The organism is Polaribacter sp. Hel1_33_78, assembly GCF_900106075.1.
GTDB lineage: Bacteria > Bacteroidota > Bacteroidia > Flavobacteriales > Flavobacteriaceae > Polaribacter.
The window spans coordinates 501,562-526,596 of sequence record NZ_LT629794.1; the positions used below are offsets into that span (position 1 = coordinate 501,562).

The 25,035-nt window shown below is 33.1% G+C and carries 22 protein-coding genes; 17 read left to right on the forward strand and 5 right to left on the reverse strand.

What is annotated here, in order from left to right; all coding sequences use genetic code 11:
* Positions 1–133: 133 nt before the first annotated feature.
* The 8 genes from BLT88_RS02260 (at position 134) to BLT88_RS02300 (ending at position 6,580) form a co-directional block, all read left to right on the forward strand.
* Positions 134–895 (forward strand): SDR family NAD(P)-dependent oxidoreductase, encoded by a 762-nt coding sequence (locus BLT88_RS02260; protein ID WP_036784043.1) that lies wholly within the window; start codon positions 134–136, stop codon positions 893–895.
* A gap of 642 nt (positions 896–1,537) precedes the next feature.
* Entirely contained in the window at positions 1,538–1,909 is a 372-nt protein-coding gene (locus BLT88_RS02270; RefSeq protein ID WP_036784037.1) for a GerW family sporulation protein, read from the forward strand.
* Between the two features lie 266 nt (positions 1,910–2,175).
* Positions 2,176–2,634, forward strand: coding sequence for a hypothetical protein (locus BLT88_RS02275; protein ID WP_091952747.1), 459 nt, complete (start codon positions 2,176–2,178; stop codon positions 2,632–2,634).
* A gap of 144 nt (positions 2,635–2,778) precedes the next feature.
* Positions 2,779–3,996 (forward strand): efflux RND transporter periplasmic adaptor subunit, encoded by a 1,218-nt coding sequence (locus BLT88_RS02280; protein WP_091952749.1) that lies wholly within the window; start codon positions 2,779–2,781, stop codon positions 3,994–3,996.
* 5 nt (positions 3,997–4,001) lie between these two features.
* Entirely contained in the window at positions 4,002–4,751 is a 750-nt protein-coding gene (locus BLT88_RS02285) for an ABC transporter ATP-binding protein (RefSeq protein WP_091952750.1), read from the forward strand.
* Positions 4,752–4,836: 85 nt separating this feature from the next.
* Positions 4,837–5,979 carry an ABC transporter permease gene (locus BLT88_RS02290; RefSeq protein ID WP_197675650.1) on the forward strand — a complete coding sequence of 381 codons (1,143 nt, stop codon included), beginning with the start codon at positions 4,837–4,839 and terminating at the stop codon, positions 5,977–5,979.
* 16 nt (positions 5,980–5,995) lie between these two features.
* Positions 5,996–6,190 (forward strand): hypothetical protein, encoded by a 195-nt coding sequence (locus BLT88_RS02295; RefSeq protein ID WP_091955616.1) that lies wholly within the window; start codon positions 5,996–5,998, stop codon positions 6,188–6,190.
* 24 nt (positions 6,191–6,214) lie between these two features.
* A complete protein-coding gene (locus BLT88_RS02300) occupies positions 6,215–6,580 on the forward strand; it encodes an arsenate reductase family protein (protein WP_091952754.1) in 366 nt (121 codons plus the stop codon).
* Between the two features lie 79 nt (positions 6,581–6,659).
* Here BLT88_RS02300 and BLT88_RS02305 read toward each other — a convergent pair whose 3' ends face one another.
* Positions 6,660–7,052: a hypothetical protein gene (locus BLT88_RS02305; protein ID WP_091952756.1), complete on the reverse strand. Its 393-nt coding sequence runs from the start codon at positions 7,050–7,052 to the stop codon at positions 6,660–6,662.
* 134 nt (positions 7,053–7,186) lie between these two features.
* On the opposite strand from BLT88_RS02305, the gene BLT88_RS02310 reads away from it, so the two are divergent.
* From BLT88_RS02310 to BLT88_RS02320, 3 genes are all read left to right on the forward strand, one after another.
* Positions 7,187–7,534 (forward strand): carboxymuconolactone decarboxylase family protein, encoded by a 348-nt coding sequence (locus BLT88_RS02310; protein ID WP_036784020.1) that lies wholly within the window; start codon positions 7,187–7,189, stop codon positions 7,532–7,534.
* 44 nt (positions 7,535–7,578) lie between these two features.
* Positions 7,579–9,471, forward strand: coding sequence for an ATP-dependent zinc metalloprotease FtsH (gene ftsH, locus BLT88_RS02315; RefSeq protein ID WP_231960055.1), 1,893 nt, complete (start codon positions 7,579–7,581; stop codon positions 9,469–9,471).
* A gap of 103 nt (positions 9,472–9,574) precedes the next feature.
* Positions 9,575–9,967 (forward strand): hypothetical protein, encoded by a 393-nt coding sequence (locus BLT88_RS02320; protein WP_091952759.1) that lies wholly within the window; start codon positions 9,575–9,577, stop codon positions 9,965–9,967.
* A gap of 396 nt (positions 9,968–10,363) precedes the next feature.
* On the opposite strand, the gene BLT88_RS02325 is transcribed toward BLT88_RS02320, so the two are convergent.
* On the reverse strand, positions 10,364–10,642 hold the full coding sequence (locus tag BLT88_RS02325) for a hypothetical protein (RefSeq protein WP_091952761.1): 279 nt from the start codon (positions 10,640–10,642) through the stop codon (positions 10,364–10,366).
* A 282-nt stretch (positions 10,643–10,924) separates the two neighbouring features.
* The gene (locus BLT88_RS02330; RefSeq protein WP_091952762.1) at positions 10,925–11,722 is read right to left on the reverse strand and encodes an RNA polymerase sigma factor; all 798 of its coding nucleotides are present in this window, start codon (positions 11,720–11,722) and stop codon (positions 10,925–10,927) included.
* Between the two features lie 168 nt (positions 11,723–11,890).
* On the opposite strand from BLT88_RS02330, the gene BLT88_RS02335 reads away from it, so the two are divergent.
* The 5 genes from BLT88_RS02335 (at position 11,891) to BLT88_RS02355 (ending at position 17,674) form a co-directional block, all read left to right on the forward strand.
* A complete protein-coding gene (locus BLT88_RS02335; protein ID WP_197675651.1) occupies positions 11,891–12,547 on the forward strand; it encodes a BON domain-containing protein in 657 nt (218 codons plus the stop codon).
* A gap of 510 nt (positions 12,548–13,057) precedes the next feature.
* Positions 13,058–15,448: a phosphoenolpyruvate synthase gene (ppsA, locus tag BLT88_RS02340; protein ID WP_091952764.1), complete on the forward strand. Its 2,391-nt coding sequence runs from the start codon at positions 13,058–13,060 to the stop codon at positions 15,446–15,448.
* Positions 15,449–15,566: 118 nt separating this feature from the next.
* Positions 15,567–16,214, forward strand: coding sequence for a phosphoribosyltransferase (locus BLT88_RS02345; RefSeq protein WP_091952766.1), 648 nt, complete (start codon positions 15,567–15,569; stop codon positions 16,212–16,214).
* Between the two features lie 2 nt (positions 16,215–16,216).
* Entirely contained in the window at positions 16,217–16,666 is a 450-nt protein-coding gene (locus BLT88_RS02350) for a DUF2267 domain-containing protein (RefSeq protein ID WP_036784010.1), read from the forward strand.
* A gap of 150 nt (positions 16,667–16,816) precedes the next feature.
* On the forward strand, positions 16,817–17,674 hold the full coding sequence (locus BLT88_RS02355; RefSeq protein WP_091952767.1) for an OmpA family protein: 858 nt from the start codon (positions 16,817–16,819) through the stop codon (positions 17,672–17,674).
* 2,560 nt (positions 17,675–20,234) lie between these two features.
* Here the strand turns inward: BLT88_RS02355 and BLT88_RS02360 are convergent.
* A complete protein-coding gene (locus tag BLT88_RS02360; RefSeq protein WP_036788062.1) occupies positions 20,235–21,305 on the reverse strand; it encodes a response regulator in 1,071 nt (356 codons plus the stop codon).
* A 4-nt stretch (positions 21,306–21,309) separates the two neighbouring features.
* The gene (locus BLT88_RS02365; protein ID WP_091952769.1) at positions 21,310–24,027 is read right to left on the reverse strand and encodes a PAS domain S-box protein; all 2,718 of its coding nucleotides are present in this window, start codon (positions 24,025–24,027) and stop codon (positions 21,310–21,312) included.
* Positions 24,028–24,522: 495 nt separating this feature from the next.
* Here BLT88_RS02365 and BLT88_RS02370 point away from each other — a divergent pair, with 495 nt between their 5' ends.
* On the forward strand, positions 24,523–25,023 hold the full coding sequence (locus tag BLT88_RS02370; RefSeq protein WP_091952771.1) for a nicotinate-nucleotide adenylyltransferase: 501 nt from the start codon (positions 24,523–24,525) through the stop codon (positions 25,021–25,023).
* Positions 25,024–25,035 lie beyond the last annotated feature (12 nt).

Here is a 25,035-nt window from a genome sequence, read left to right on the forward strand (position 1 = left end):
AATAAACTTTATAGGAATGGTTGAATGGATGGCAATAATTGTAAATGATTTATAAAGGTGAGCAAACTGACGAGGGTCATTTCTTTTTATTGAACAATAGGATAAGTTGTGGCAACCTTAAAAATTATAAAAAATGAAAAAACTGAAAGATAAAGTTGCCATTATTACTGGTGGTGCTGGTGGTATTGGAAAAGCTACCGCAAAATTATTTTTAAAAGAAGGGGCTAAAGTGATGTTAATAGGAAGAACTGAAAGCAGGCTCATAGCTGCTACTAAAGAGCTCGATGATTCCAATGTTTCCTATTGTGTTGCAGATGTTTCAAATGCCACCGAAACAGCGGCATATGTATCTAAAACAGTATCTAAGTTTGGGAAAATAGATATTTTTTTTAATAATGCTGGCATAGAGGGGAAATCTTCACAAATAACAGCGTATCCTGATGAGGTTTTTGATCAAGTAATTGCAATAAATTTGAAGGGCGTTTGGTTAGGATGTAAGCACGTGATACCTGAAATGAATGATGGTGGTAGTGTCATAATTTCTTCTTCAGTGGCGGGTCTTAAGGGTTTTAGTGGATTAGGAGCTTATGTTGCAAGTAAACATGGAATTGTCGGAATTATGAGAACTGCCGCATTAGAATTTGCAGCAAGGAATATCCGGGTAAATTCTGTGCACCCTGGACCAGTGAACACACGTATGATGCGCGATATTGAAAAAGATATTTCGCCACAAGCACCCAATGAAGTTAAAAAGGGATTTGAGGAAGGCATCCCTTTTGGACGCTATGCAGAATCTATAGAAATTGCCCAACTGGTGGTTTTCTTGGCTTCGGAAGACAGCAAATACATAACAGGAACCACCCAAGTAATCGATGGAGGTATGTCTATTGCATAATGATGCGATTTTGATCATGAAAGAACTTCTTTTTCTTCAAAAGGGTAGCATAATTTGATACGTTATATAAGGTGCATACTGATCTGCATCATTGTTTTGTGATATTTTACATCGTTTCTTTATCTAAAAATAAGAGATGCTTATTATACTTGTATTATCCGTCTTTGTGCTACTAATAGGGTTTTTATTATTTATGCCTATTCTTATCTGTATCGACACAGACAAAGCGCTCTATTATATCAAATTAAAGGGGTTGGTTACAATTGGTATTGAAGCAGATAAAGCGGAAATATTACAAATAAAAGTACATGTTTTTTTCAAAGATTTTTATTTCTATCCACTACGGCAAAAGAAACATGATAAAAAAAAGCCGCAAAAGTTAAAGTCCAAACAGAAAAAGAGTCCTGGTTTAACAAAAGTACTTCGGGTGGTACAGTCTTTTAAGGTAACTAGCTTTTATGTAGACATGGACACTGGTGACTGTTTAATGAATGCAAAACTATATCCTCTTTTTGCTTTACTAAAGTATAAGTATGGAGCTTTCAATATCAACTTCGACGGGCGTGTTAAGCTATTAGTACACATAGAAAATAAGCCCATTCGAATACTTAGATCATTTATTAATTATTAAAACTTAGAATTATGGAATTACATTTTGAAGAATTATTAGGAAAAATTACAGACTTCATTAAAACGGAAGCTAAAACAGAAACGGTTGTTGGGCAGCAGTTCGACTTAGGCGAATTTAAGTGCGTACCAGTTATTAAGGTAGGGATGGGATTTGGTTCTGGAGGCGGCGAAGGTACAGAGCGCAAAGGAAGTAAAGGAGAAGGTATGGGCGCTGGTGCCGGTGTAGGTATAGAACCTATAGGTTTTTTAGTAAGCAAAGGAGACGAAATTTCGTTCTTGTCTGCTGGTAAATCACAAGGGCTCGCTGCAGTATTTGAAAAATTACCAGATCTTATCGAAAAATTTGCTCAAAATAGAAATGTAAAAGAAGAAGCTACGGCATAGGCCTTGAAGAGAGCAGCTATCTAGTATCTAAATTATATATTGGAAAATGGATGGCTGTTCTTTTTATGCGATAATAAAAGCATACTTCTAAAACTCATATACAGATGAAAACAAGAAATAAAAAGCATCCTACTTGCCTCTAAAATTTTAGCAAAGAACGCTTGAGGATTCATGGGATATGTATCACACTTAATTTATTTAAAATGATCTAGATCATTTTATTCCTTCAAGCGCATTCGTACATTTACTTCCTAAAATTTCAAAGGATGAATGATTTCAGAAACAGACCAAAAGACAATTATATTCAGGAAGCTGATTGGCAAAAATTATACATACTAACAGAACATTGGAAATCAGATCTTTCGTTTTATAAAGACGATTTAAGATTTTTACATCATCTGATCGATAAGTATTTTCTATGGATTTCAAAAAAGGAAAATATTGATATGGTGCAGAAAATTGAAATTGATTTACTTAAAGTTGATAAAAAATGTACTTCCTTGTTAGAAAGAACAAATAAACATTTGCATCATTTAGCCGAGTTGATAGAGGATCCTTTTAAATACGATTCACATCAATTTAGAGCAGAACACGAAACTCTTGAAGATGAATTTACTCAGTTTTTAAAAGACTTTAGACAAAACAGAAAAGAAGTCTTTACCATTACAGAACATATAGTTGCTGGAGAAGAATTGGTGCGACAGCTAAATGTAGTGCCTAAATAATCTATGTAAATCCAATTTTACGAATCGCAGAGAACAGAGCATTTTGTGCTTATTTCACTGCGATTTTTTTCATTCCAAAACTGATCAATGTCATAAGAAGAATCAATACAATTACATAATTTTACGACTGTAAATTGGCATAAAATGAAAAAATATAGAAGGTTCATAATTCTGATTCTTGTAATTGCGGTAATAGGCTATTTTTATGTAAAACCTAAACTGCAGTCTAAGAAGTTAGACTATACTTTTACTTCTTTACAGAAAGGAAATATTGAGGCGGATGTATCTAGTACAGGTACTGTAGAAGCTATAAATACCGTGGAGATAGGAACACAATTATCGGGTACTATAGAAAAAATTTATGTAGATTATAATGACCAAGTTACCGCAGGTCAGATTCTTGCAGAAATGGATTTAAAATTATTAAAGACAAATTTAAATAGTGCAGAAGCTAATTTAGGTGTGAGTGAGGCACAAGTATATCAAGCCAAGGATGAATTTGATCGAAATAAAAAGTTGTATGAAAAAGGGGTTATTTCAACTAAAGAATATAATACCTCCAAATATGCTTATATCCAAACAGTAAGTGCTAAAAAAGCTGCCGTAGCCAGAATAAGTAATATAAAGGTAAGTATGGGATATGGCCATATTACTTCTCCTATTAAGGGCACTGTAATTGAGCGCAGTGTAGAAGAAGGCCAAACAGTAGCAGCATCCTTTTCAACACCTACCATGTTTGTGATTGCAGAAGACCTCTCAAAAATGCAAATTTTGGCAGATATGGACGAAAGTGATATTGGATATATCAAAGATAGTATGCGAGTTCGTTTTGAGGTACAAACATATCCAGAAAAAAAGTTTTACGGATTGGTAAGCCAAATTAGACTGCAACCCATAAAGATAAATAATGTGGTGAACTATCAAGTAGTCGTAGATGTTGATAACCAAAAAGGTTTGTTGTTGCCAGGAATGACTGCGAATCTTGAGTTTATAACAAATGCTGCCAAAGATGTACTATTAGTCAATAATTCGGCATTGCGATTTAGACCCAACGAAGACATGCTTCAGAAAATTAAACCAATTTTGGAGCAAAAAGCTGCAGAAATACTCCCAGACTCGTTGCAGGCAAAATTTAATGAAACCATTAATAATGAAGAGTTGTATACGCCTGCTAATTTTAAGAGAAATTTACCCAAGAACATCGATGGATTCTTTTATAAAAACGAGCAAGGAAAGTTGGATTTTAAGTTCATAGAAATAGGAATCAAAACAGGGCTACAATCAGAAATTAAAAGATTTCTTGACGGTTTAGATTTATTGGAGAAAAGTAAAGCAATCAATGGAATTAAGTATAAAAAATAAAAGGAATGCCTTTAAAGAAAGTCATTGAAACTAAAAAATTGAGCCGTATTTTTAAAAACGGAGAGATTGAAGTGCGTGCACTTACCGATGTAGATATGATTATAAACGAAGGGGAATTTGTGGCTATTATGGGGGCATCTGGCTCTGGGAAATCTACATTATTACATATTATTGGTTGTTTAGATAGTCCCACTTCAGGCGAATATGATTTAGATAGTGTGCGAGTAAACGAATTAAACAAAAATCAATTGGCAGATGTTCGAAATCAAAAAATAGGTTTCATTTTTCAAAGTTATAATCTATTGTCTAGAACCACAGCTTTAGAAAATGTAGAACTGCCTTTAATCTATAATAGAACAGGGCAATTTTCAAATTCCAAGGAACTTGCTAAAAAAGCATTGGAACAAGTTGGTTTGGCAGACCGGATGCATCACAAGACCAATGAACTTTCTGGAGGACAACAGCAACGGGTAGCTATTGCCAGAGCTTTAGTGAATAATCCGGCTCTAATTCTTGCAGATGAACCCACAGGAAATTTGGATAGTATGTCTAGTTTTGATATTGCAGATCTTTTTGTGCAGCTAAATAATAAAGGAAAGACCATTGTTATGATTACCCACGAACCCGAGATTGCTCAGTTTGCAAAACGGATGATTTACCTCAGAGATGGAAGAATAATTTCTGATAAAATGATAGAAAATAGAAGTACCAAAGAATTTGCGATCAAGGAATTAGAAAAACCTATAACCGCATAAAAGAATACGAATGAGAAGGTTTTTAAAAATAGTTAAAGTGTCTTTTCAGTCCATCAATAAGAATCGGACTCGTAGCCTGTTGACCATGCTCGGTATTATTATTGGTGTCGGTGCTGTAATTATGACAATTTCTGCAGGAGAGGGCGCAACATTGCAAGTTCAAAACCAAATATCTGGTTTAGGGACAAATCTATTGATGATACGAACCAAGACAGAGCATAAAGCGGGTATCAACGTAAGAATGGGAAGGCGAATAGATAAGAAGGACTTTGATATGTTACAAAAAAATTCTGTTTGGATGCCACAATTATCTCCTTTGATGGCTCTTGGAGCGCAAGCTATTGGAGCAAATGGATATATGTCTACAACAGTCTATGGAGTTTCGTATGATTATTTTACAATTACAAGCAGAGAGATAGAACTTGGAAGTTTTTTTACGGAAGAAGATGTAAGAACAGCCAAAAAATATTGCATTATTGGCGAAACAATACGAGAAGAATTATTTCCAGGACAAGATCCTGTTGGTAGACAAATTCGAATAAATAAAGTACCCTTTATTGTAGTGGGTTTATTAAAAGAGGAAGGATCGGGTGGTATGGGTCAAGATATGGATGATATCATAGTTGCGCCGTATACCACGATTCAGAATAGATTATTTGGTCATCAAAGAGGCTATAATATGATTTTGGCAAGTGCGCTGAGCGAAGATCATATTACCAATGCAGAAATAGAAGCAACAGAATTGTTGCGAGAATCACACAAGATTAAGGATGAGGATGAAGATGATTTTGAAATTACCACCCAAATCGAACTTCAGGAAATTACGGGTAATATTACCGGAATTTTGACAATCCTATTGGGAGCTGTTGCAAGTATTTCACTGATCGTTGGAGGTATTGGTATTATGAATATTATGCTGGTCTCTGTGACCGAACGAACACGAGAAATAGGGACAAGATTGGCAATAGGCGCAAGAGAAAGCGATATTTTGACACAATTTTTAATTGAAGCGATTGTATTGAGTTTGGTGGGTGGTTTATTAGGTATTGTATTTGGTATTGTTGGAAATCAAATTATCTATAAAGTAACCAGTTTTTATATTCCCACGGCTTTCTATTCAATAGCAATCGGTTTTGGTTTTTCTGCACTTATAGGGGTTACTTTTGGTTATTTCCCTGCGCGGAAGGCAGCAAAACTGAATCCGATAGATGCCTTACGTTATGAATAAAATAAAAAATGGAAAGATGAAAAATTTACAGAGCATCCTGAAAGAGATTTCAGAAATTACAACGGACATTGAAACGAATTATCCAGAACTCTATCGTTCTTTAGATGAAAATCCAATGACTATTGCAACTTCTAATCATCCGCATGTTGATAAGGTTGCCATGAAGGAATATCTAGAAAGTCTAAAGGAATTACTGAAACATCATTTGTAGACATATTGTAATAAATTAAAGGTTATGGGAGAGATTGCTACATCAGATAGACAAATAACATTGTTCTATAGCTCAAAGTCTTCGAGAGCAAAACAAACTTTGGCATATGCGAAGGCAGAAGGATTGCCAATTCAAGAAATTGATATTTTAAAAACAAAACTTACGGGAACTCAAATAGTAGAACTTGCGGATAGATTGCATCTGACGGTCGTGGATCTTATAAACCAAGAGCATCCGGAATATACATCAAATTTTGAACATCATAATTTCTCGACAACCGACTGGATAAAAATGATACAACATAACCCAGAGATTATGAAACAACCCATTGCTTTAAGAGGAGATACAACGATCTTAGTAGAAACTCCCACGGACATCGTTAAAATATAGCTAGCATGTTTGTCCTATAAACCAAATAGTAAGGTCATTTATATCACCATAAAATTGAGTAACCGAATCAAGTAGTAAACTAATTTCTCCTTCCCATTGTTTTAGGGGTTCTGCTCGCTCTAGGACTGCTAGGGTAGTTTTCTCTGTGGTATGTTTTTATTTTATCTTCTCTAAAACCTTTAACTCGCACAAATTTACTCCTCTTTAAATTAATACTTTGATATTTAGGAGGAAGCACGGTTACTCGTCTCCAAATATTATTCTCTAGGTACAGGTAATTTCTTGCAGATAGATCATAATAGATAACGTAGTTTGGAAAATAAACATAACGCACAGTTTCTATTCTACCGGGATAAAACCATACTGGTGGAAGTGATTGCGGTAATGGCGATATAATAATTGGACCACAGCTTTTTAAAAGTGGCGCACTCGTTATCAAAATTATCATTGATAAAAAAACATACTTTCTCATAATTTGTGATTTAGATTACAAAGAAACCGTGATAATAATAGAGTTGAAATGATCCAAGTCATTTTAAAGACCATGTATTTAGAATAATTTTGGAGTTATAACAAACGCTTTCTTTTACCAAACTATAAAGTATTATGAAAAACTACATCAAAAAATATGAAGATATTTTAACACGCATGGAGAAACTAGGAGGAAAAATACCAACAACCATGAGTGGTTTTGGCGCACTTCATAAGGCTAGCATGGCGAGCGGAGTAATATCCGCCAAAGCAAAAGAACTAATTGCCTTGGGTATCTCCATCGCTGCAAACTGTGAAGGTTGTATTGCTTTTCATGTGCACGATGCTTTGGAGAATGGTGCAACATCAGAAGAAATTTTAGAAACTATTGGAGTCGCTATTTGTATGGGAGGAGGTCCAGCACTCGTATATGGATGCGAGGCAATGGAGGCTCTTGAACAATTTAAGGCAGTTAATAATTAATGAATCAAGAAAAAAGAAAATTACCGAAGCATACCAAACGTCCAATGAGGATAAATCCTTACTGGTTGTATGTTTTTTTTCTTTTTTTAATCTTTTCTCCTTTTTTATTTGATTCACTTTTTAAAACACAAGAAATAAGTTGGCTCACTTTTGAAACAAAAATGTTGGTTTCACAGGATGTTGAAAAAATTGTCATTGTAAACAAAGAGTTTGCTGAAATTTATATAAAAGAAGATCGCCTTGTAGACACCAAATATCAAGCCGCAAACAAAAATAAGTTGGCCACTGCATCGGGTCCTCATTATGCAATGCAGATTGGATCTTTAGAGAGCTTTGAGCATAAACTGGAAAAAGCACAGGAAGGTTTTTTGAAAAGTAATCGTATTGAAATATTATATATAAGTCGTACGAATTTTAGCAGTATATTTTCTTGGATGTTTCCAGTCTTTTTGATTGTGCTATTCTGGATGTTCCTACTCAGAAGACAGGGTAAAGGTAGATTTGGTACTGGTACGATTATGAATTTCGGTAAATCTACAGCAAAACTAGCAAGTAAAGATGTAAGAAGCAAGGTAACCTTTGATGATGTTGCTGGGCTTGAAGAAGCCAAAATTGAAATCATGGAGATTGTCGATTTTTTAAAGAACCCCGAGACATACACCAAGCTAGGAGCCAAAATACCTAAAGGGGTAATGCTGGTTGGCCCTCCTGGAACAGGTAAAACATTATTAGCAAAGGCGGTGGCAGGAGAAGCACAAGTGCCCTTTTTTTCATTATCGGGATCTGAATTTGTTGAAATGTTTGTTGGTATTGGAGCATCAAGAGTGCGTGATCTATTCAAACAAGCCAAATCGAAAGCACCTAGCATTATTTTTATTGATGAAATAGATGCTATTGGTCGGGCACGGGGAAAAGCAAATGCATTTAGCAGTAACGATGAGCGAGAGAATACATTGAATCAATTGCTTACAGAACTAGATGGTTTTGGCACAAACACAGGGGTTATTGTACTTTCCGCAACAAATAGAGCCGATATATTAGATAAAGCTTTGTTACGACCAGGTCGCTTTGATCGGCATATTTATTTAGAACTTCCAACAAAACAAGAACGAGAGGCTATTTTTAAAGTACACTTAAAGCCAGTGGTGAAAGGGAATGATGTAGATATTTCTCTTTTAGCTTCTTTAAGTCCTGGTTTTTCAGGAGCTGATATAGCCAATATGTGCAATGAAGCTGCGCTAATTGCAGCACGAAAAGCGAAGAAAAAAGTTAGTCAAGAAGATTTTATTGAGGCTAGAGACCGAATTGTGGGAGGTCTAGAACGTAAAGGCAAACTAATTTCACCAAAAGAAAAACAAATTGTGGCACATCACGAAGCAGGGCATGCTGTAGTGAGTTGGTATCTAGAGAATGTAGAATCTTTGGTTAAAGTTTCTATCATTCCAAGAGGAAAATCTTTAGGAGCTGCCTGGTATCTTCCAGAAGAAAATCAAATTATAACAAAAAGTCAATTTACAGATCGAATCTGTGCCGCTTTGGGGGGCAGAGCTGCAGAAGAAATCATTTTTAATGAAATATCATCTGGAGCTATTGACGATCTCGAAAAAGTAACAAAACAGGCTTATAGTATGGTGGCGTATTACGGACTAAATAAAGAGATTGGCCCTTTAAGTTTCTATGATTCTACGGGTCAAAATGAGCGATTTCTTACAAAACCATATAGTGAATATTTAGGGAAACGTATCGATGAAGAGGTTATAAAACTGATAACTTCAGAATATGAGAGAGCAAAAGAGTTACTGACAAAGCATAGCGTTCAACTAGAAGAATTGGCGCAATTACTATTAACGAAAGAGGTAGCGCATAAGCAAGATTTAGAGCTTATTTTAGGAGAACGAGAGGGTGTAAATAATAGCAAAGTACTAGCTAAGACATAAAGTATTCAGATATCTGGAAGTTTCAAAGAATGGTCTTTGTGTTTTGTGCTTTTTCGAGAAACATTCATAAAAACAACAAATTATAAACTAAAATTAAAGAGTTATGGAATTACAAAAGGAAGTTTTATACAATAGCAATATGCATTTTGAACATCAACAATGGAATAGAGAACTTGCATTTTGGCAAGATGAATTAAAATCCTTCAACAATAGGTTGAGCGAACTTGTAACGCGTTGGACCGATAAATATGTACTAGCGCAATTAGAACATTATCAAAACGAGTTTGTCTTGCACGGCGGTGTTATTGAAGATTTGCTGGAAGCTATTGAAAAACATGAAATAAGTATTGCTGGCCAAACTAAAACGGGTATAGAAGTATTGAATAGTTCATTGGCTAAAAATCACATTGAGTTTAGAAACCGCCTAGACAGTCAAAGACATATATATGCAGAACTTAAAACAGAGTTTTTTAGATTTTTGTCTAAGTATATGTAATAAAAATCATTTTCAATATTTATGAATTTATTGAGGGACTAAAGCACTGTTTTTATATTTTAAGAGCTAATTACAATACTTTTTCACAATCATGCTAGCCGCTATTTGGAAGGTCGTAAAATGTATGAATAGTTAACAATAAAAGAAGCGGTAAGCTATTGAGATCGCTAGACAATAATGAGGAGGTAAATTAATAATAAGTTTAAATATTTCTCATATTAGAAGAAGCCTTTTGTTTTTTGGCGATTTCTTTAAATAGTCTAACGAAAGGCATAAGTTTTTTTGAGTAAAACGCATAAAAATGAGGATTGCATTGCGCTGATGATTTTTAAATGTAGTTCACTTGCATAAAAATATAACACTTATTCGTGCTATATCCATAATAGATTTTTTCAATTAAGAATCTAAATGAAGAAACTGTTTTAAAACATCTACTTGAAAATCTCCCACAATAGAGAGGTTTGGGTTCGCGTTGATCAATACCAATCCGTATCCCAAATTTGAGAGCTTACAATCTTTAATTATTTCTTGTTTTATGCCACTATAAACTGGCATAAAATGCTTGTGCGCTTCAACACCTGAAGAATTCGCTACTTTAATTGCTGTTGCTACAGCATCTGTAATTTGGCTAGGAGATAATCCTTTGGTTAATAAATCACTAGCTAAGTATTTCATATGCAGACTGTAATAGAAGTCCATAAAATTATGAATCGCATCAGACTCATCATACTGCTTTGAATATATTAATAATTCCATAGTTTGCGTTTTAATAATTAACTCCTTTAACAATCGATGATCAATAGTGTTTTTCTTTAAAATATTTTTACCTAATCAAAAAAAACGTTGGCTCTCTATAGCGCTATGCTCTTTTAAATGTACTTTAATTTCAAAGTATAAAACGCTAGTCTAGCAATTCACAAAAACTGCATTTTTTGGATAGATATTGCCATAGGTATTTTATGATTCATCTATAAAAAGAGTTTCTGAATCGAAAGTATATCTATTAAATAGGCTGATTTTTAGTGATTTTCTAGCATCATTTAAAAGTTGCTGCGCTTTTACAATACTTATATTTCTTATTTCTGCAATTTCTGCTAGAGTACGATGCTGTTTTGTAAAGAGCTCAAAAACATTTTGCATGGGCAATGGTAAATTATGAAGTACGATTTGAATGTGCTTGTCCACCTCTTCTTCGTGCAAGATTTCATCTATTTCTGCTTCAAGATAATCTTCAGTATTTTCAATAAATATATCTTTAAGTGTATATGCCTCTTTATAATAAGATATATCGTTGAGGTCTTCTTTCATGATAAGATCGCCATCATATTCAGCTGTAAATTTTTCTCGCATTTGATCCCATTCTTGTTTTGAATAGTCATCTATATTTTTTAGAAATAGATCATCAAATGTTTCTTCAGTAATAGCATCATCTAGTAATTCGTTGGTTTTTTTATAAATCCATACATAGAACTCATATTCATTAGAGAATTGTTCAATTTGATCATAGATTTCAATAAATAACTGATCTATAAAATCATCTACTTTGTATTTGTTCTTCGGAAAGTGCTCTTGTTGTATTGCAGTTCTCATTCTTTTGACAATATATTTCTCCATATCGGGAACTAATTCTAGCAGTAATTTATTGAATTTTATTTTATTTTCTTCCCGCTTTAATTTAAGTAGATTGGGAAGTGTTTGTTTTATAGAGCTGCGAAGTTGTTGACCTTTAGTATATGAGAAAGTCTGATTTGTCATGAGTCTAATTTTTAGCTGGATTACATGTATAAAGATGCAAATAGATTAGATAAAATAAAATGACCTGGGTCAGTAATTAAAAAATATGAAACTGACCTGTATCATTTTAAAACATAATAAAGTACGCTAGTTTTGTTTAGTTATTAATATTAATATTTAAAAATAAAAATGATGAAATCAGATTCAGAAATTAAAGAGGATGTTCTAGATGAACTAGTTTGGCAACCAAATATCGATGAAACTCAAATTGGAGTTATCGTAAAAAACGGAGTTGTGACCTTAAGTGGTGTGGTAGACAGTTACTCAAAAAAGCTTGCTGCAGAGAAGGCTGTTAAAAGTGTCTCTGGCGTAAGAGCAGTAGCGGAAGATATAGCGGTTAAATATGGAAACAGTTATAAAAAAACAGATGGGGAAATTGCGAGAGCAACGGCAGATGCTTTAAAATGGAATTCTTCTGTGCCAGAAAATGAAATTAAAGTGAAAGTTGAAAACGGCTGGGTTTACTTATCTGGAGAGGTGAAATGGGATTACCAAAAATCGGCAGCTAAGAGATCGGTTCAAGATTTATTGGGTGTGCACGGAGTGAGTAATACAATCGCCATAAAACAAGCCGTAAAACCATTTGAAATCAAAGAGAAAATTAAAAAAGCTTTTCAGCGTATGGCAGATGTTGATGCAAAAAATATTACTGTAGATGTTGAAGGGCATACTGTAAAGTTACGCGGTAAAGTGCATTCAATTTCAGAAAAAAATGAAGCAAGAAAAACTGCTTATTTCGCTCCTGGAGTATATGAAGTAGAGAATGAGTTGGAAGTAGTTTTATAATAAGTTAAAATTAATTTTATTACGAATATTGCTAAATGAGTCCTGATTTGCTTTTTGTAAATCAGGATTCATTTTTGTTAAGCAAAATCTAAAAGCACTGAATAAAAACATTAAGGTATAAATTTAGAATAGCTAATCGAGATAAAAAAAAAACAAGATTTCATTGCGCCGAAATCCCAAAAATGGGGGTAATCTTCTATCGAAATAAAATTATAGCTTACATATTTGTGTACTTAATGAATGAGACTTCATCCTGCAACACTTTTCTAAAGCTTAGTTATAAATGGGTTTTTGTCAAAAAAAATAGCTTCCAAAATTTTCTGAATTGGATAAAAATGGAAGACTCTAGAAAGATTAAAGGTTGGCTATGTCACTTTTTTTGAAATTCAAAAGAAATTTTACTTTCTCCGCTTAAAATCAAATATATATCGAAAGTCAGATGACTAAGGTCATTTGTATTGGCATGCAAAACGGCTATATTCACTTCGTTAATCTTTAAAGCAATTCAGTATGGCAGCACATATTATAAAATATGCGGATATCGGCATAAATGACCTAGCTCTAGTAGGTGGAAAGAATGCGTCTTTAGGTGAAATGTATAACAATTTAACTTCAAAAGGGGTATTGGTGCCTAATGGTTTTGCTACAACCTCTGCAGCTTTTTGGGAGTTTTTACAAGAGAACAAAATTCAAACTCCATTAGAAGATGTATTGACCAAACTTGATAGAGCACAGTATTCTAATTTACAGACTATCGGTAAACAGGCACGTGATATTATTTTGGCAGGAGAATTGTCAAGTAGTTTTGTGTCAAAAATAACGAAAGCGTATAATGAGCTTTGTGCCGGAAAATTATGTGCAACAGCTGTGCGAAGTAGTGCAACAGCAGAAGACCTTCCTAATGCTAGTTTTGCAGGTCAGCACGATACGTTTTTAAATGTCAATGGAGAAAAACAGCTAATAGAAGCTATTAAAAAGTGTTTTGCATCGTTATTTACAAATCGGGCTATAAAGTATAGAGAAGACAAGGGTTTTTTACATCTAAATATTGCAATTTCTGTTGGAGTGCAGTTAATGGTTCGTTCAGATAAAGGGTGCTCGGGAGTAGGTTTTACGATAGAACCAGAGTCTGGTTTTGAGAATGTAATTGTTTTATCTGGTGTCTGGGGATTGGGAGAAAACATTGTACAAGGAACTGTTAATCCAGACGAATTCTACGTTTTTAAACCAACGTTGAATCAAAATAAAAACCCAATTATTCAGAAGAAATTAGGGGATAAGAAATTAACCATGATCTATTCAGACGCTCCAGGTGATTTGGGAATCAAAAATATAACAACGCTTGAGCTAAAACAGCAGCAATACGTGTTGTCAGATAAAGAAATTATCACCTTGGCAAAATGGGCTAAAATCATAGAAGAACATTACAAAAGACCCATGGATATTGAATGGGCAAAGGATGGAATATCTAATGAACTATTCATCACACAAGCCAGGCCAGAGACCGTGCATTCTACAAGAAATAAAAGCATATATACGGCATATAAATTATTAGAGAATGGAGAAACCTTATGCCAAGGAAATGCGATAGGAACTAAAATTGGTACTGGCGTTGCTCGATTGTTAAAATCGCCAAGAGATATCAAAAAATTAGACTCTAATACCATTATTGTCACAGATACCATAACACCAGATTGGGACCCTTTATTAAAACAGGTAAAAGGAATTATTACAAATAAAGGAGGAAGAACCAGTCACGCCGCAATTGTCTCAAGAGAACTTGGGGTGCCCGCTATTGTGGGGTGCGGAAATGCAACACAAGTTATAAAAGATCACTCAGAAATTTCAATATCCTGTGCACAAGGAAGAATAGGATACGTCTATCAAGGAAAATGCAAATTTGAAGCTGAAGAAATTGATTTCTCTACCATTCAATTGCCTGCAACTGAAGCAAAGATGATTCTTGCAGATCCGGAGAATGCATTTCAGTTATCTTTCTATCCAAATAATGGGGTTGGACTATTGCGTATGGAATTTATGATTACGCATATAGTAAAAGTGCATCCAATGGCTTTGATAAATTTTAATAATTTAAACGATAAAAAGGCTAAAAAGGAGATTGCTAAAATTACAAGGACATACAGAAATAAAGAGGATTATTTTATAGACAAGCTTTCACAAGGTATCGCCACCATTGCTGCTGCTTTCTATCCGAAGGAGGTCATCTTGCGATTAAGTGATTTTAAAACCAACGAATATGCAAATCTTATTGGTGGTGTTCAGTTTGAACCTAAAGAGGAAAACCCAATGCTCGGTTTTAGGGGAGCATCTAGATATTATAGTCCTTTGTATAAAGAAGGGTTTGCTTTGGAATGTAAAGCCATAAAACGAGCACGAGAAGAAATGGGATTTACCAATATTAAAGTAATGGTGCCTTTTTGTAGAACCCTTGAAGAAGGTGAAAAAGTGATTGCTATTATGGAAAAAAATGGATTAAATCGTGGAGAGAATGGGCTGGAAATCTATGTAATGGTGGAGATCCCTAGTAATGTTTTATTAGCTGAAAAATTTGCAGAATTATTTGATGGTTTTTCAATTGGTTCTAATGACTTAACCCAACTCACATTGGGTGTTGATCGAGATTCAGAACTAATGGGAGATTTATTTAATGAAAACAATGAAGCCGTAAAACAGTTGATTGAAAGAGCTATAAAATCGGCTAGAAAAACGAACACTAAAATTGGTTTGTGTGGCCAAGCACCAAGTGACTTTCTAGAGTTTTCGACCTTTCTTATAAAGGCAGGTATTGATAGTATTTCCTTTAATCCGGATGCAATTATAAAAGTGATAGCAAATATGAATACATCAGAAAAGGAAATTAATTTGGTTGAAACCATTTGATAATTAAACAAAACAAAAAAGGGGTTTGATGACCTACATCATTTGAATTTAATAGAACTATACGTTTCTTTAACATGAATTTATTTCTCATTTTAAATGAGATTCAAGATTATAAATTATGTTTAAGGATAGAAAAGATGCAGGAATACAATTAGCTAAAAAATTAATTGGCTACAAAAACAAGAATGTTGTTGTCTTGGCTATCCCAAGAGGAGGACTTCCTTTAGGAGCAATAGTTGCAGAAGCGCTTAACGCTCCTTTAGATATTGTTTTAACAAAGAAAATTGGTCATCCACTTAATAAAGAGTTTGCCATTGGGGCGGTAAGTCTTCAGGGTAAATATGTAGCAGACTCGGCGGAAGCAACACATAGATATATAGAAGAAGAAACACGACGTATTCGGAAAATATTACGACAACGACAGGATCAATATTATAAAAATTTTGCCCCTAAGATTCTTAAAGATAAAATTGTTATTGTTGTTGATGATGGGGTTGCGACTGGAAGTACAATACTGGCAACGGTATCATTAATAAAGGAAGAAGAACCTTCAAAGATTGTGGTGGCGTTTCCCGTTGGGTCATCTTCGGCTATTAATAGACTTTATAATTCACCTTTTATAGATGAGGTTGTTTGCATAGAAGTTCCCAAACATTTTAATGCAGTGGGTCAGTTTTACAGGAATTTTAATCCAGTATTAGATAAAAAAGCAATGCAAATCCTTAAAGAATCAAACAAACATTTTATAGTATCTAAATATGAATAATTATGGCACTTAATTTTAATCAATATGCAGCAGAAGGAAATACTTTTCTTAAACAATATGCTAAAGAGCTTGGTCTTTCAGAGAACCCAGAAAGAGCAGGTCGTGTGTTGATGTCTATTTTACATGGTTTACGTTATATTATTTCTACCGAAGAGTCATTGCAGTTTATTGCGCAACTTCCTATGTTTTTAAAGGCTGTTTATGTGAACGGGTGGTCTAGTAAAATGAAGAAAGAAAAGGTGAAAAACATCGAGGGTTTTATTGACCTCATCAGATCGTTCAATGGTAAAACCGCTATGTCTGATTTTGAATTAGACGAAATTGCTGAAGATTATATTGATAAGACGTTTTTAATGTTAAAGCGATATGTTTCACCAGGAGAGATAGAGGATATTAGAGGAGAAGTGCCTAAGGCATTAAAAAGAATTATTTTTAATCATATTTTCATATAGCGCTATGCTCTTATGGAATAATATAATAGTTCAGTATTAAAAATGAATTATCCTTTTGCTTTAGTAATGTTACTGTTAATGTTTGAAATTGAATATTTTAAGTCACAACTGTTTAAAACAATATATTATAAATAATTAAAGTTAAAAAAGATGAAAACCATAACCTTAATAAGCGTGACAATGCTGTTTTTATTGACCGCTTGTGTGAGTCAAAAAAAATACTCAGAACTTCAAAACAGCGCAGAACTTTGCGAAACTAATCTCAAAAATATTTCTAATGAACGTCTAATATTAGAAAATAATCTAGCAAATGAAAAGAGTAAATCCAAAGCGCTCGAGCAGCAAATAAAGTATTTTAAAAGTACAAATACAAACCTTTTAGACAGGCTTTCAGACCTTTCGGTAGTAAGTAAGTCGGGAGCCGAGAGTATTAAAAAATCTTTGGAAGCTTTGGGTGCACAGAACTCCTATATAAAAGATTTAACGAGCTCTATGCAAAAAAAGGATTCACTTAATCTGACTTTGGTAATGAATTTGAAACGATCTTTAGACTATTTCGATGACGAGGATATAAATATTGAGATAAAAAAGGGAGTTGTTTATGTTTCTATTTCGGATAAAATGCTTTTTAGATCGGGAAGTTTTAGTATAAACGATTCAGCAAAAGAGGTTATTGGAAAAATAGCAAGTATTGTGAATGATCATAATGAGTTAGATATTTTGATTGAGGGGCATACAGATACAGTTCCTATTAAAACATTCTGTATCGAAGATAATTGGGATTTAAGTACTAAAAGAGCAACGGCTATTGTACGCTTAATGCAAACTGATTTTAATGTACAACCCGAACGAATGAGTGCTGGTGGACGCTCAGAATACGTGCCAAAAGCAACAAATGAAACTCCTGAAGGAAGAGCACTTAATCGTAGAACAGAGATTATCATCCTTCCTAAACTAGATCAGTTTTTTAATTTGTTAACACCACCAGCAGCAACATCTGTAGATTAAGTTTTTTTATAAAAATACTTTTAGGAATCGATATTGCGCAAACAGCAATGCAATGCCACAAGTAAATGAGTCAAATATTATAAAGGCTTGATAGGTTCTCTTCAAGACCTTGAAAACAGGAAAGAAAGAGGATAGCGATCTTTCGTGCAGGGAAAAATTTGGAAGTCAAAAAGGTGATTTCAGACTTTTTTTTGAGATAATTTAAAAAAGATACTCAAACTGACCCAGGTCATTTTTCATCTTTAAAAGTTGCTTTACATTAGTAGTATAATTAAAAAATTAAGTTCTTTGATAGTATTAAAATATAGATTCTAGGGATAGCAGTATCCTCTGAATCTTGGAGTTATCCAAAAGTGTTTTAAGTCTTGTGTTGCAGAGTTTTCTAGCAATAGGTACTCAAGATTGCAAGTAGCCTTAAACTACATTTGATATCTTCAAGGGAATCGAGATATTTCGGTGTCTCGATTTCCTTATAAAGAATTGACTTTTGTCTGCTGGAAGGTAAGCAAAGTCATTATGACGCGATTGACATTGCATTAGGACGACTATATGTTGTTTTAGAGTTTTAGAAATAAAACTTTTTAATGCGTTGAACAGGACTAAGTAATACTGGTTGCATCATAAGAAACTGGAAGCTTCGGCTTCCAGTTTCATTTTTTTTAAGATTTTATAAGTTTTTTAATTTAAATATTACAAAACTGATCTATGTCATGTACCATCTTTAAAAGTTGCTTTACATTAGTAGTATAATTAAAAAATTAAGTTCTTTGATAGTATTAAAATATAGATTCTAGGGATAGCAGTATCCTCTGAATCTTGGAGTTATCCAAAAGTGTTTTAAGTCTTGTGTTGCAGAGTTTTCTAGCAATAGGTACTCAAGATTGCAAGTAGCCTTAAACTACATTTGATATCTTCAAGGGAATCGAGATATTTCGGTGTCTCGATTCCCTTATAAAGAATTGACTTTTGTCTGCTGGAAGGTAAGCAAAGTCATTATGACGCGATTGACATTGCATTAGGACGACTATATGTTGTTTTAGAGTTTTAGAAATAAAGCTTTTTAATGTGTTGAACAGGACTAAGTAATACTGGTTGCATCATAAGAAACTGGGAGTTTCGGCTTCCAGTTTCATTTTTTTTTTAAGATTTTTTAAGATTTTTAATCTAAATATTAGAAAACTGATCTAGGTCATTTTTCATCTTTAAAAGTTGCTTTACATTAGTAGTATAATTAGAGTAATAAGTTCTTTGATAATATTAAAATATAGATTTTAGGGATAGCAATATCCTTTAAATCTTGGAGTTATCCAAAAGTGTTTTAAGTCTTGTGTTGCAGAGTTTTCTAGCAATAGGTACTCAAGATTGCAAGTAGCCTTAAACTACATTTGATATCTTCAAGGGAATCGAGATATTTCGGTGTCTCGATTTCCTTATAAAGAATTGACTTTTGTCTGCTGGAAGGTAAGCAAAGTCATTATGACGCGATTGACATTGCATTAGGACGACTATATGTTGTTTTAGAGTTTTAGAAATAAAGCTTTTTAATGTGTTGAACAGGACTAAGTAATACTGGTTGCATCATAAGAAACTGGGAGTTTCGGCTTCCAGTTTCATTTTTTTTTAAGATTTTTTAAGATTTTTAATCTAAATATTAGAAAACTGATCTAGGTCATTTTTCATCTTTAAAAGTTGCTTTACATTAGCAGTATAATTAAAGTAATAAGTTCTTTGGTAATATTAAAATATAGATTTTAGGGATAGCAGTATCCTCAAAATCTTGGAGTTATCCAAAAGTGTTTTAAGTCTTGTGTTGCAGAGTTTTCTAGCATTAGTTACTCAAGATTGCAAGTAGCCTTAAACTACATTTGATATCTTCAAGGGAATCGAGATATTTCGGTGTCTCGATTTCCTTATAAAGAATTGACTTTTGTCTTCCGAAAGGTAAGCAAAGTCATTATGACGCGATTGACATTGCATTAGGACGACCATATGTTGTTTTAGAGTTTTAGAAATAAAACTTTTTAATGCGTTGAACAGGATTAAGTAATACTAGTTGCATCATAAGAAACTGGGAGTTTCGGCTTCCAGTTTCATTTTTATAATTAAGTGCTAAAGATAAAATAGAAATAATTTCAAGAATTTATCAATTGGGGGATTGATTTGATTTGGGTCTTGTATAAATAAACTAATTTTTATACTGATCCAGAAACTGGAAAAACATGTTTTTTCCAGTTTTTTTTATGTGTTTAAGTTACCGTTTTTTTGAAATAAGTAAGGAGGCCATTCAGCTCGTTAATCATTAGATTGTAATTAGTAAAAAGTGTTTATTTTGATGATATTTAATTTATAAACGGCCAGTATTTCCTTAATAGGAAAACTTTTATTGATGGTTATAAATCATAATTATTTTCAAATTACTTCCGTTCAGTATTCGCTCAAAACGAACACTTTTTGGTTAACGACCATCTCGTCTATTTTGGCAACCAAGTATAGTGCTATTTTCAATGTATAGATTCTCTAGTAGTTGGCTGCGACCCGCTAAGTTCTATCTTGTAGTTTTTTACCCAAATTGAGCAATCTCGTCTATGTTTTTTTTGTCTATAATTATGATCTCTCTGTGTGGACCAATAATCACTAATCCTTCATCTTTAAAATCTGTAAGCATTCTAATAGCGGTCTCGTTGGCAGTGCCAATAAGACCCGCTAAATCTTCTCTTGAAATATGGATTCCTTTAGTTTCGGGACTAGTATGTGGCTCATTAGAATGCAACTGTAATAGTACTTTTGCTAATCGTTGTTTCACTGAAGCAAAAGCCATACTTACCAATTTTTCTTGAAGTTCAATAAGATCGTTGGATATCATAGTAATAAATTTATTCGAAATTAACTTATCACCATATAATAACGTTGTAAAATCTGTCTTAGGAATTTCAATGATCTCTGCATCTTCTATAACTGATGCAGTATCTCTATAGATACCTTTATCAGCAATCAATGATAATTGACCAATAAATTGACCAGGTCCACTTATACCTGTAACCAGGCATTTACCTGATTCCGTGGTTTTATAGGTTTTTATAGCGCCACTTTGCACAAAATAAAGTTTATGGGCTGGGTAACCTTCCATAAAAATAAAGTCTTTTCGTTTATATAATCTTACATTACGGTCCTTGGAAAGCTCCTTCATTCCCTGGTAAGATGATACTTCATCAAAAAATTGATTGACCCCTTTAAGATCTTTTGAGAATTCTTTTTTTAAAAGCTGATGTTTTTTAAGTCTAGTAGCAATAGCATCTAACAATTCGTTTTCTTCAAAGGGTTTGGTAAGGTAATCATCAGCACCTAGGTTCATTCCTTTTCTAACATCTATTTTTTCAGTTTTTGCGGTAAGAAATATAAAAGGAGTACTGGCTGTTTGTTGGTTTTTATGTAAGTTTTCTAAGACGTCATATCCGTTAAGTTCTGGCATCATAATATCACAGATAATAATATCGGGTTTTTCTAGCTTAGCTATTTGGACTCCTTTTTTTCCATTTTCAGCGGTGCAAACTTTGTAGTTTGCCAACTCTAAAATATCTGCAGTATTCTCGCGAACATCTAAGTTGTCTTCTATGATTAGTATCTTTTTCATTAGTTTATTTTTCATTAGGTTTTGGCCACTTCACTTTAAAAGTACTGCCGTTGTTCATCTGGCTCTTAAAATCAATAGTGCCATTCATAAGTTCTACATATTGCTTTACGATATTAAGACCAATCCCCGTACCTTCAATATTGTGTGTGTTTCTAGCTCTAAAAAAACGTTCGAATAATTGTTTTTGTTCCTCCTTTGGAATGCCAATACCTTGATCTTTTATTTCTATAGAAACATGCGTGCTATTTTCTTTAATTTTAAAATTAATCTGACTATCTTCTGGGGAATATTTAATTGAATTAGACAACAAATTTAGCAAGATATGGCGAACTAGTTTTGGGTCAAGTTTAATGAATACTTTACTTTCTAGGGATGAGAAAATAATATTTTGACCGACTTTTGTTGTAATTTTTATTTCTTCAATTAGTTTTTTAGAAAAGTCAATTAAATCAAATAATTCTCCATGGACTGTAATATTTCCTTCTTCCAATTTACTAAGCGACAAGAAATCATTTAGAATGACTACCAGGTTTTTTACATTTTTCTTGATTTTTCCAACATATTTTTCGCGTTTTTCTTCCTTGCCAGGTTCGTTTTGTTTATCAATAAGAATTGCAGAGGTATTTATAGCACTTAGTGGAGTTCTAAATTCGTGCGACGCCATGGAAATGAAACATGATTTCAGCTCATTAAGTTGTTGTTCTTTCTTTAAGGCATTTTGGACTTTAAGTTCAATTTTCTTTTGAAAAGTAATATCATTGTATACAAATAACGCGCTTGAAATAGTATCATTTTCATCCAATAAAGGCTTTGTATTCACAGAGAAATGTTTTTTTTTGTATTTTATTTCGAAGCGAAGGTGTTTACCATTTATGGTCTCTCTGATTTGGACTTTAATCTTTTTCTTTTGTTTTTCGGAAACGATACTAACGTCATCGACAAACATACCTTCAGAAATGAATTTATTTAATTTTAATTGAGATATAGCTTCCCCTTCTTTCAGTAGTATTTCCGAGTTTATACTAAATACGATAATAAATCCATTAGGAAAGTTCTTGGCAATAGCTGTAGATAAGGATTTACTAACAAGTGCAATTTTTTCAGCTACTTGTGTTTCTTGTATCTGATCTTTTAGGTTTAAATTTGAAGTAACAAGTTGTTCTTTGGCAACCTTTATCTCTTTTGAACTCTTTTGTACTTTTTTCTCTAATATTTCGGAGTAAATTTTTAGTTTTCGCTTACTCTCTTCCAGTTCTTTTTCATTTTTTTTTTCTACGGTAACATCTCTTATTATGGTAAGCAGTTTTTTTGCATTCATGGGCACTATGCGCGCTTCATAAAAGATTGTCCTCTCAAGCTCTTCAATTGTGTATTCAACCATTTCTACTTGCTTATTTTTTAGAACGCGCAATTGCGCTTGATGAAAGAGTTTATGCACCTTTGCTGGGAGAATTTCTTTCATGTTATTTCCAATAACTTTATTTTTAGAAGTTAATAGCTTTGTAGGATCTGGTGCGTGGAAATCTAAAAATGTTCCCTCATTATCCTGAACAAATATCATATCTGGAATAGCACGGAGTAAGGCAGCATTCTTATCAATTTGTTCTTTTAATTTTTTTTGATTGTAAGTTTGCTCCGTAATATCTATTCCGGAACTAACAATACTTATAATATTTTTGTTAGCATCCCTTAAAATTCCGTTTCGCCATTGAATGAGCCTTTCTTCATTTTCAACCAAGATTATATTTTCATAGGTGTCTGGAGGCACAGTTTCGCCCTTTATTACTTGGTCAAATAATGTTGATAATTGCTTTCTGTTGTGTTTTGGTATAAAACTATTAAACCAGTCTTTACCAATGATTTCTGAATCTAAAACTTTTAACACTTCACGCGCTTTCCGATTAGCAAATTCAATTTTATGATTTGCATTGATAACTAAAAAAATTGAAGATGCAGTATCCATATAATTAAAGAGTAAATTCTTCTCCTTTTTTATAGTAATCTCAGCTTTCTTAATTTCGGTAATATCTTTTACTGTTCCAGAAATTTGTATGGGTTTACTTGCACTATCAAATTCCATTTTGCCTTTCGCTCTTATGAATCTTATGGTGCCATCTGGCCTTAAAATTCTGTTTTCATAGAGGTAAGGTGTTTTATTTTCAATAGCATAGTTCATAGTTTTTCTGGCGAGTTCCCTATCATCTGGGTGAAGAAATAATACTGCTGTTCGAGCGTTTAGGTTATTATCTCCAGGAGATAGTCCGCAAATTTTGTATAACTCATCAGACCAGTGTTGCTCATCTGTATCAAAAATCCAGTGCCAAGTGCCTATATTACCATCACTTTCTATATTCAATAAATTGTTTCGGTTTATTTTATGAGTCGATTGAAATATCAAATTATCTGCAATGTTTGTAATATAAAAAGCAGCTTCAGCAATATCATTATCATGTATAGTTTGCACCCGAAGGTCAACTAAAGCTTTTAAGCCATTTTTTTTATGAATCCAAATACCCTTATAATTTCCTTCTTTATAATTTATAGCAGGAAATAAAGCATCTAATTTTAGGCCAATTAATGCTGCTTTTTCAAAAGCGAAAAAATCGCAAGCCACTTTATTTACTTGTATAATAGTTTTGTATTTATCGATTACAAGTATCGCTTGAGAGGAAGCGTCAAAAATTTGTTGAAGTAGTGCTGTATGTTTTTGATGTTTGTTCATACTTGTATTTAGCTTTCAATGCAATTAGTAGTATTAAATAGAAAGAAAAACGAATATGATTTAACTTCATAGATATACATTTCCAAAAATACAAAGGTGAGCTAGCTTTAAAAATGATATTTCTCATAAAAACTTCGGTTAAAAACAAATGATTTGACTCATGCAAAGGAGTCTTAAAATTCAACAAATATCAAATAGAGATGATGTAGTTCTTATATTTTTTATTTCACTAGAAATACAATTGATTTTTAATTGCGCTCCACTAGAAAAGGGGTTAGTGCATTTGTTAACATAGTTGGTTTATCAGCATGAATTTGCTAGATAAGACAAACGAATAAATTCTATTATTGAAGAAATTAGCGAGAAATTTAATTGCAATTTGTAAGCTAGTAATCCAAGGCTATTATGATTGAATTAAGTAAGATGATACAGATCATTTTATATGTTTCAGCTGCTGGTTAATTTTGAGTATTATTAATTCTTAACAATCATATTATGAAAAATTTATTCCTTATTTTTTTCCTTTTTGGATTAACAGTACCCATATTTTCTCAAATAATCGAACTAGACGAAGTCATTATTCATCCTGTTAAATACAAATATCTTTTTGCAGTTGTAGACGAAGATTCTGATGCCAATGTAAAGAAACTAGAAGTTGAAGTTTCAAATTTTGATGTTACAAAGCAAGAGTATTACAGCGATGAATATGATGGCTATAATGTGTCTTTTTACATCCCTGAAGGTTATGCGGTAGCTGTCTATGACAAAGACGGAAATATACTTAAAACCATTGAGCGTTATAAAAATGTAAAATTACCTATTTCAGTGAGTAGAGCTTTAGTAAAAAGATTTCCTCGATGGAAAGTAGAAAAAGATATTTATACGGTAAATTTTAACCAAAAGAAATGGGATGCCAAGAAAATATATAAATTAAAATTAACAAATGGTGAAAAGACAATTAGAGTAAAATCAGATGAAAAAGGTAATTTCTTGTAGCAGTTTAATAAT

Bases quoted from the DNA above. Each gene is read 5' to 3' on its own strand.
- BLT88_RS02370 (WP_091952771.1), top strand. From the start codon at position 24,523: ATGAAAAATTTATTCCTTATTTTTTTCCTTTTTGGATTAACAGTACCC.
- ppsA (WP_091952764.1), top strand. From the start codon at position 13,058: ATGGCAGCACATATTATAAAATATGCGGATATCGGCATAAATGACCTA.
- ftsH (WP_231960055.1), top strand. From the start codon at position 7,579: ATGAGGATAAATCCTTACTGGTTGTATGTTTTTTTTCTTTTTTTAATC.
- BLT88_RS02260 (WP_036784043.1), top strand. From the start codon at position 134: ATGAAAAAACTGAAAGATAAAGTTGCCATTATTACTGGTGGTGCTGGT.
- BLT88_RS02305 (WP_091952756.1), bottom strand. From the start codon at position 7,052: ATGAGAAAGTATGTTTTTTTATCAATGATAATTTTGATAACGAGTGCG.
- BLT88_RS02330 (WP_091952762.1), bottom strand. From the start codon at position 11,722: ATGACAAATCAGACTTTCTCATATACTAAAGGTCAACAACTTCGCAGC.
- BLT88_RS02320 (WP_091952759.1), top strand. From the start codon at position 9,575: ATGGAATTACAAAAGGAAGTTTTATACAATAGCAATATGCATTTTGAA.
- BLT88_RS02270 (WP_036784037.1), top strand. From the start codon at position 1,538: ATGGAATTACATTTTGAAGAATTATTAGGAAAAATTACAGACTTCATT.
- BLT88_RS02280 (WP_091952749.1), top strand. From the start codon at position 2,779: ATGAAAAAATATAGAAGGTTCATAATTCTGATTCTTGTAATTGCGGTA.
- BLT88_RS02325 (WP_091952761.1), bottom strand. From the start codon at position 10,642: ATGAAATACTTAGCTAGTGATTTATTAACCAAAGGATTATCTCCTAGC.
- BLT88_RS02310 (WP_036784020.1), top strand. From the start codon at position 7,187: ATGAAAAACTACATCAAAAAATATGAAGATATTTTAACACGCATGGAG.
- BLT88_RS02355 (WP_091952767.1), top strand. From the start codon at position 16,817: ATGAAAACCATAACCTTAATAAGCGTGACAATGCTGTTTTTATTGACC.
- BLT88_RS02290 (WP_197675650.1), top strand. From the start codon at position 4,837: ATGCTCGGTATTATTATTGGTGTCGGTGCTGTAATTATGACAATTTCT.
- BLT88_RS02350 (WP_036784010.1), top strand. From the start codon at position 16,217: ATGGCACTTAATTTTAATCAATATGCAGCAGAAGGAAATACTTTTCTT.
- BLT88_RS02335 (WP_197675651.1), top strand. From the start codon at position 11,891: ATGATGAAATCAGATTCAGAAATTAAAGAGGATGTTCTAGATGAACTA.
- BLT88_RS02300 (WP_091952754.1), top strand. From the start codon at position 6,215: ATGGGAGAGATTGCTACATCAGATAGACAAATAACATTGTTCTATAGC.
- BLT88_RS02295 (WP_091955616.1), top strand. From the start codon at position 5,996: ATGAAAAATTTACAGAGCATCCTGAAAGAGATTTCAGAAATTACAACG.
- BLT88_RS02360 (WP_036788062.1), bottom strand. From the start codon at position 21,305: ATGAAAAAGATACTAATCATAGAAGACAACTTAGATGTTCGCGAGAAT.
- BLT88_RS02345 (WP_091952766.1), top strand. From the start codon at position 15,567: ATGTTTAAGGATAGAAAAGATGCAGGAATACAATTAGCTAAAAAATTA.
- BLT88_RS02285 (WP_091952750.1), top strand. From the start codon at position 4,002: ATGCCTTTAAAGAAAGTCATTGAAACTAAAAAATTGAGCCGTATTTTT.
- BLT88_RS02275 (WP_091952747.1), top strand. From the start codon at position 2,176: ATGAATGATTTCAGAAACAGACCAAAAGACAATTATATTCAGGAAGCT.
- BLT88_RS02365 (WP_091952769.1), bottom strand. From the start codon at position 24,027: ATGAACAAACATCAAAAACATACAGCACTACTTCAACAAATTTTTGAC.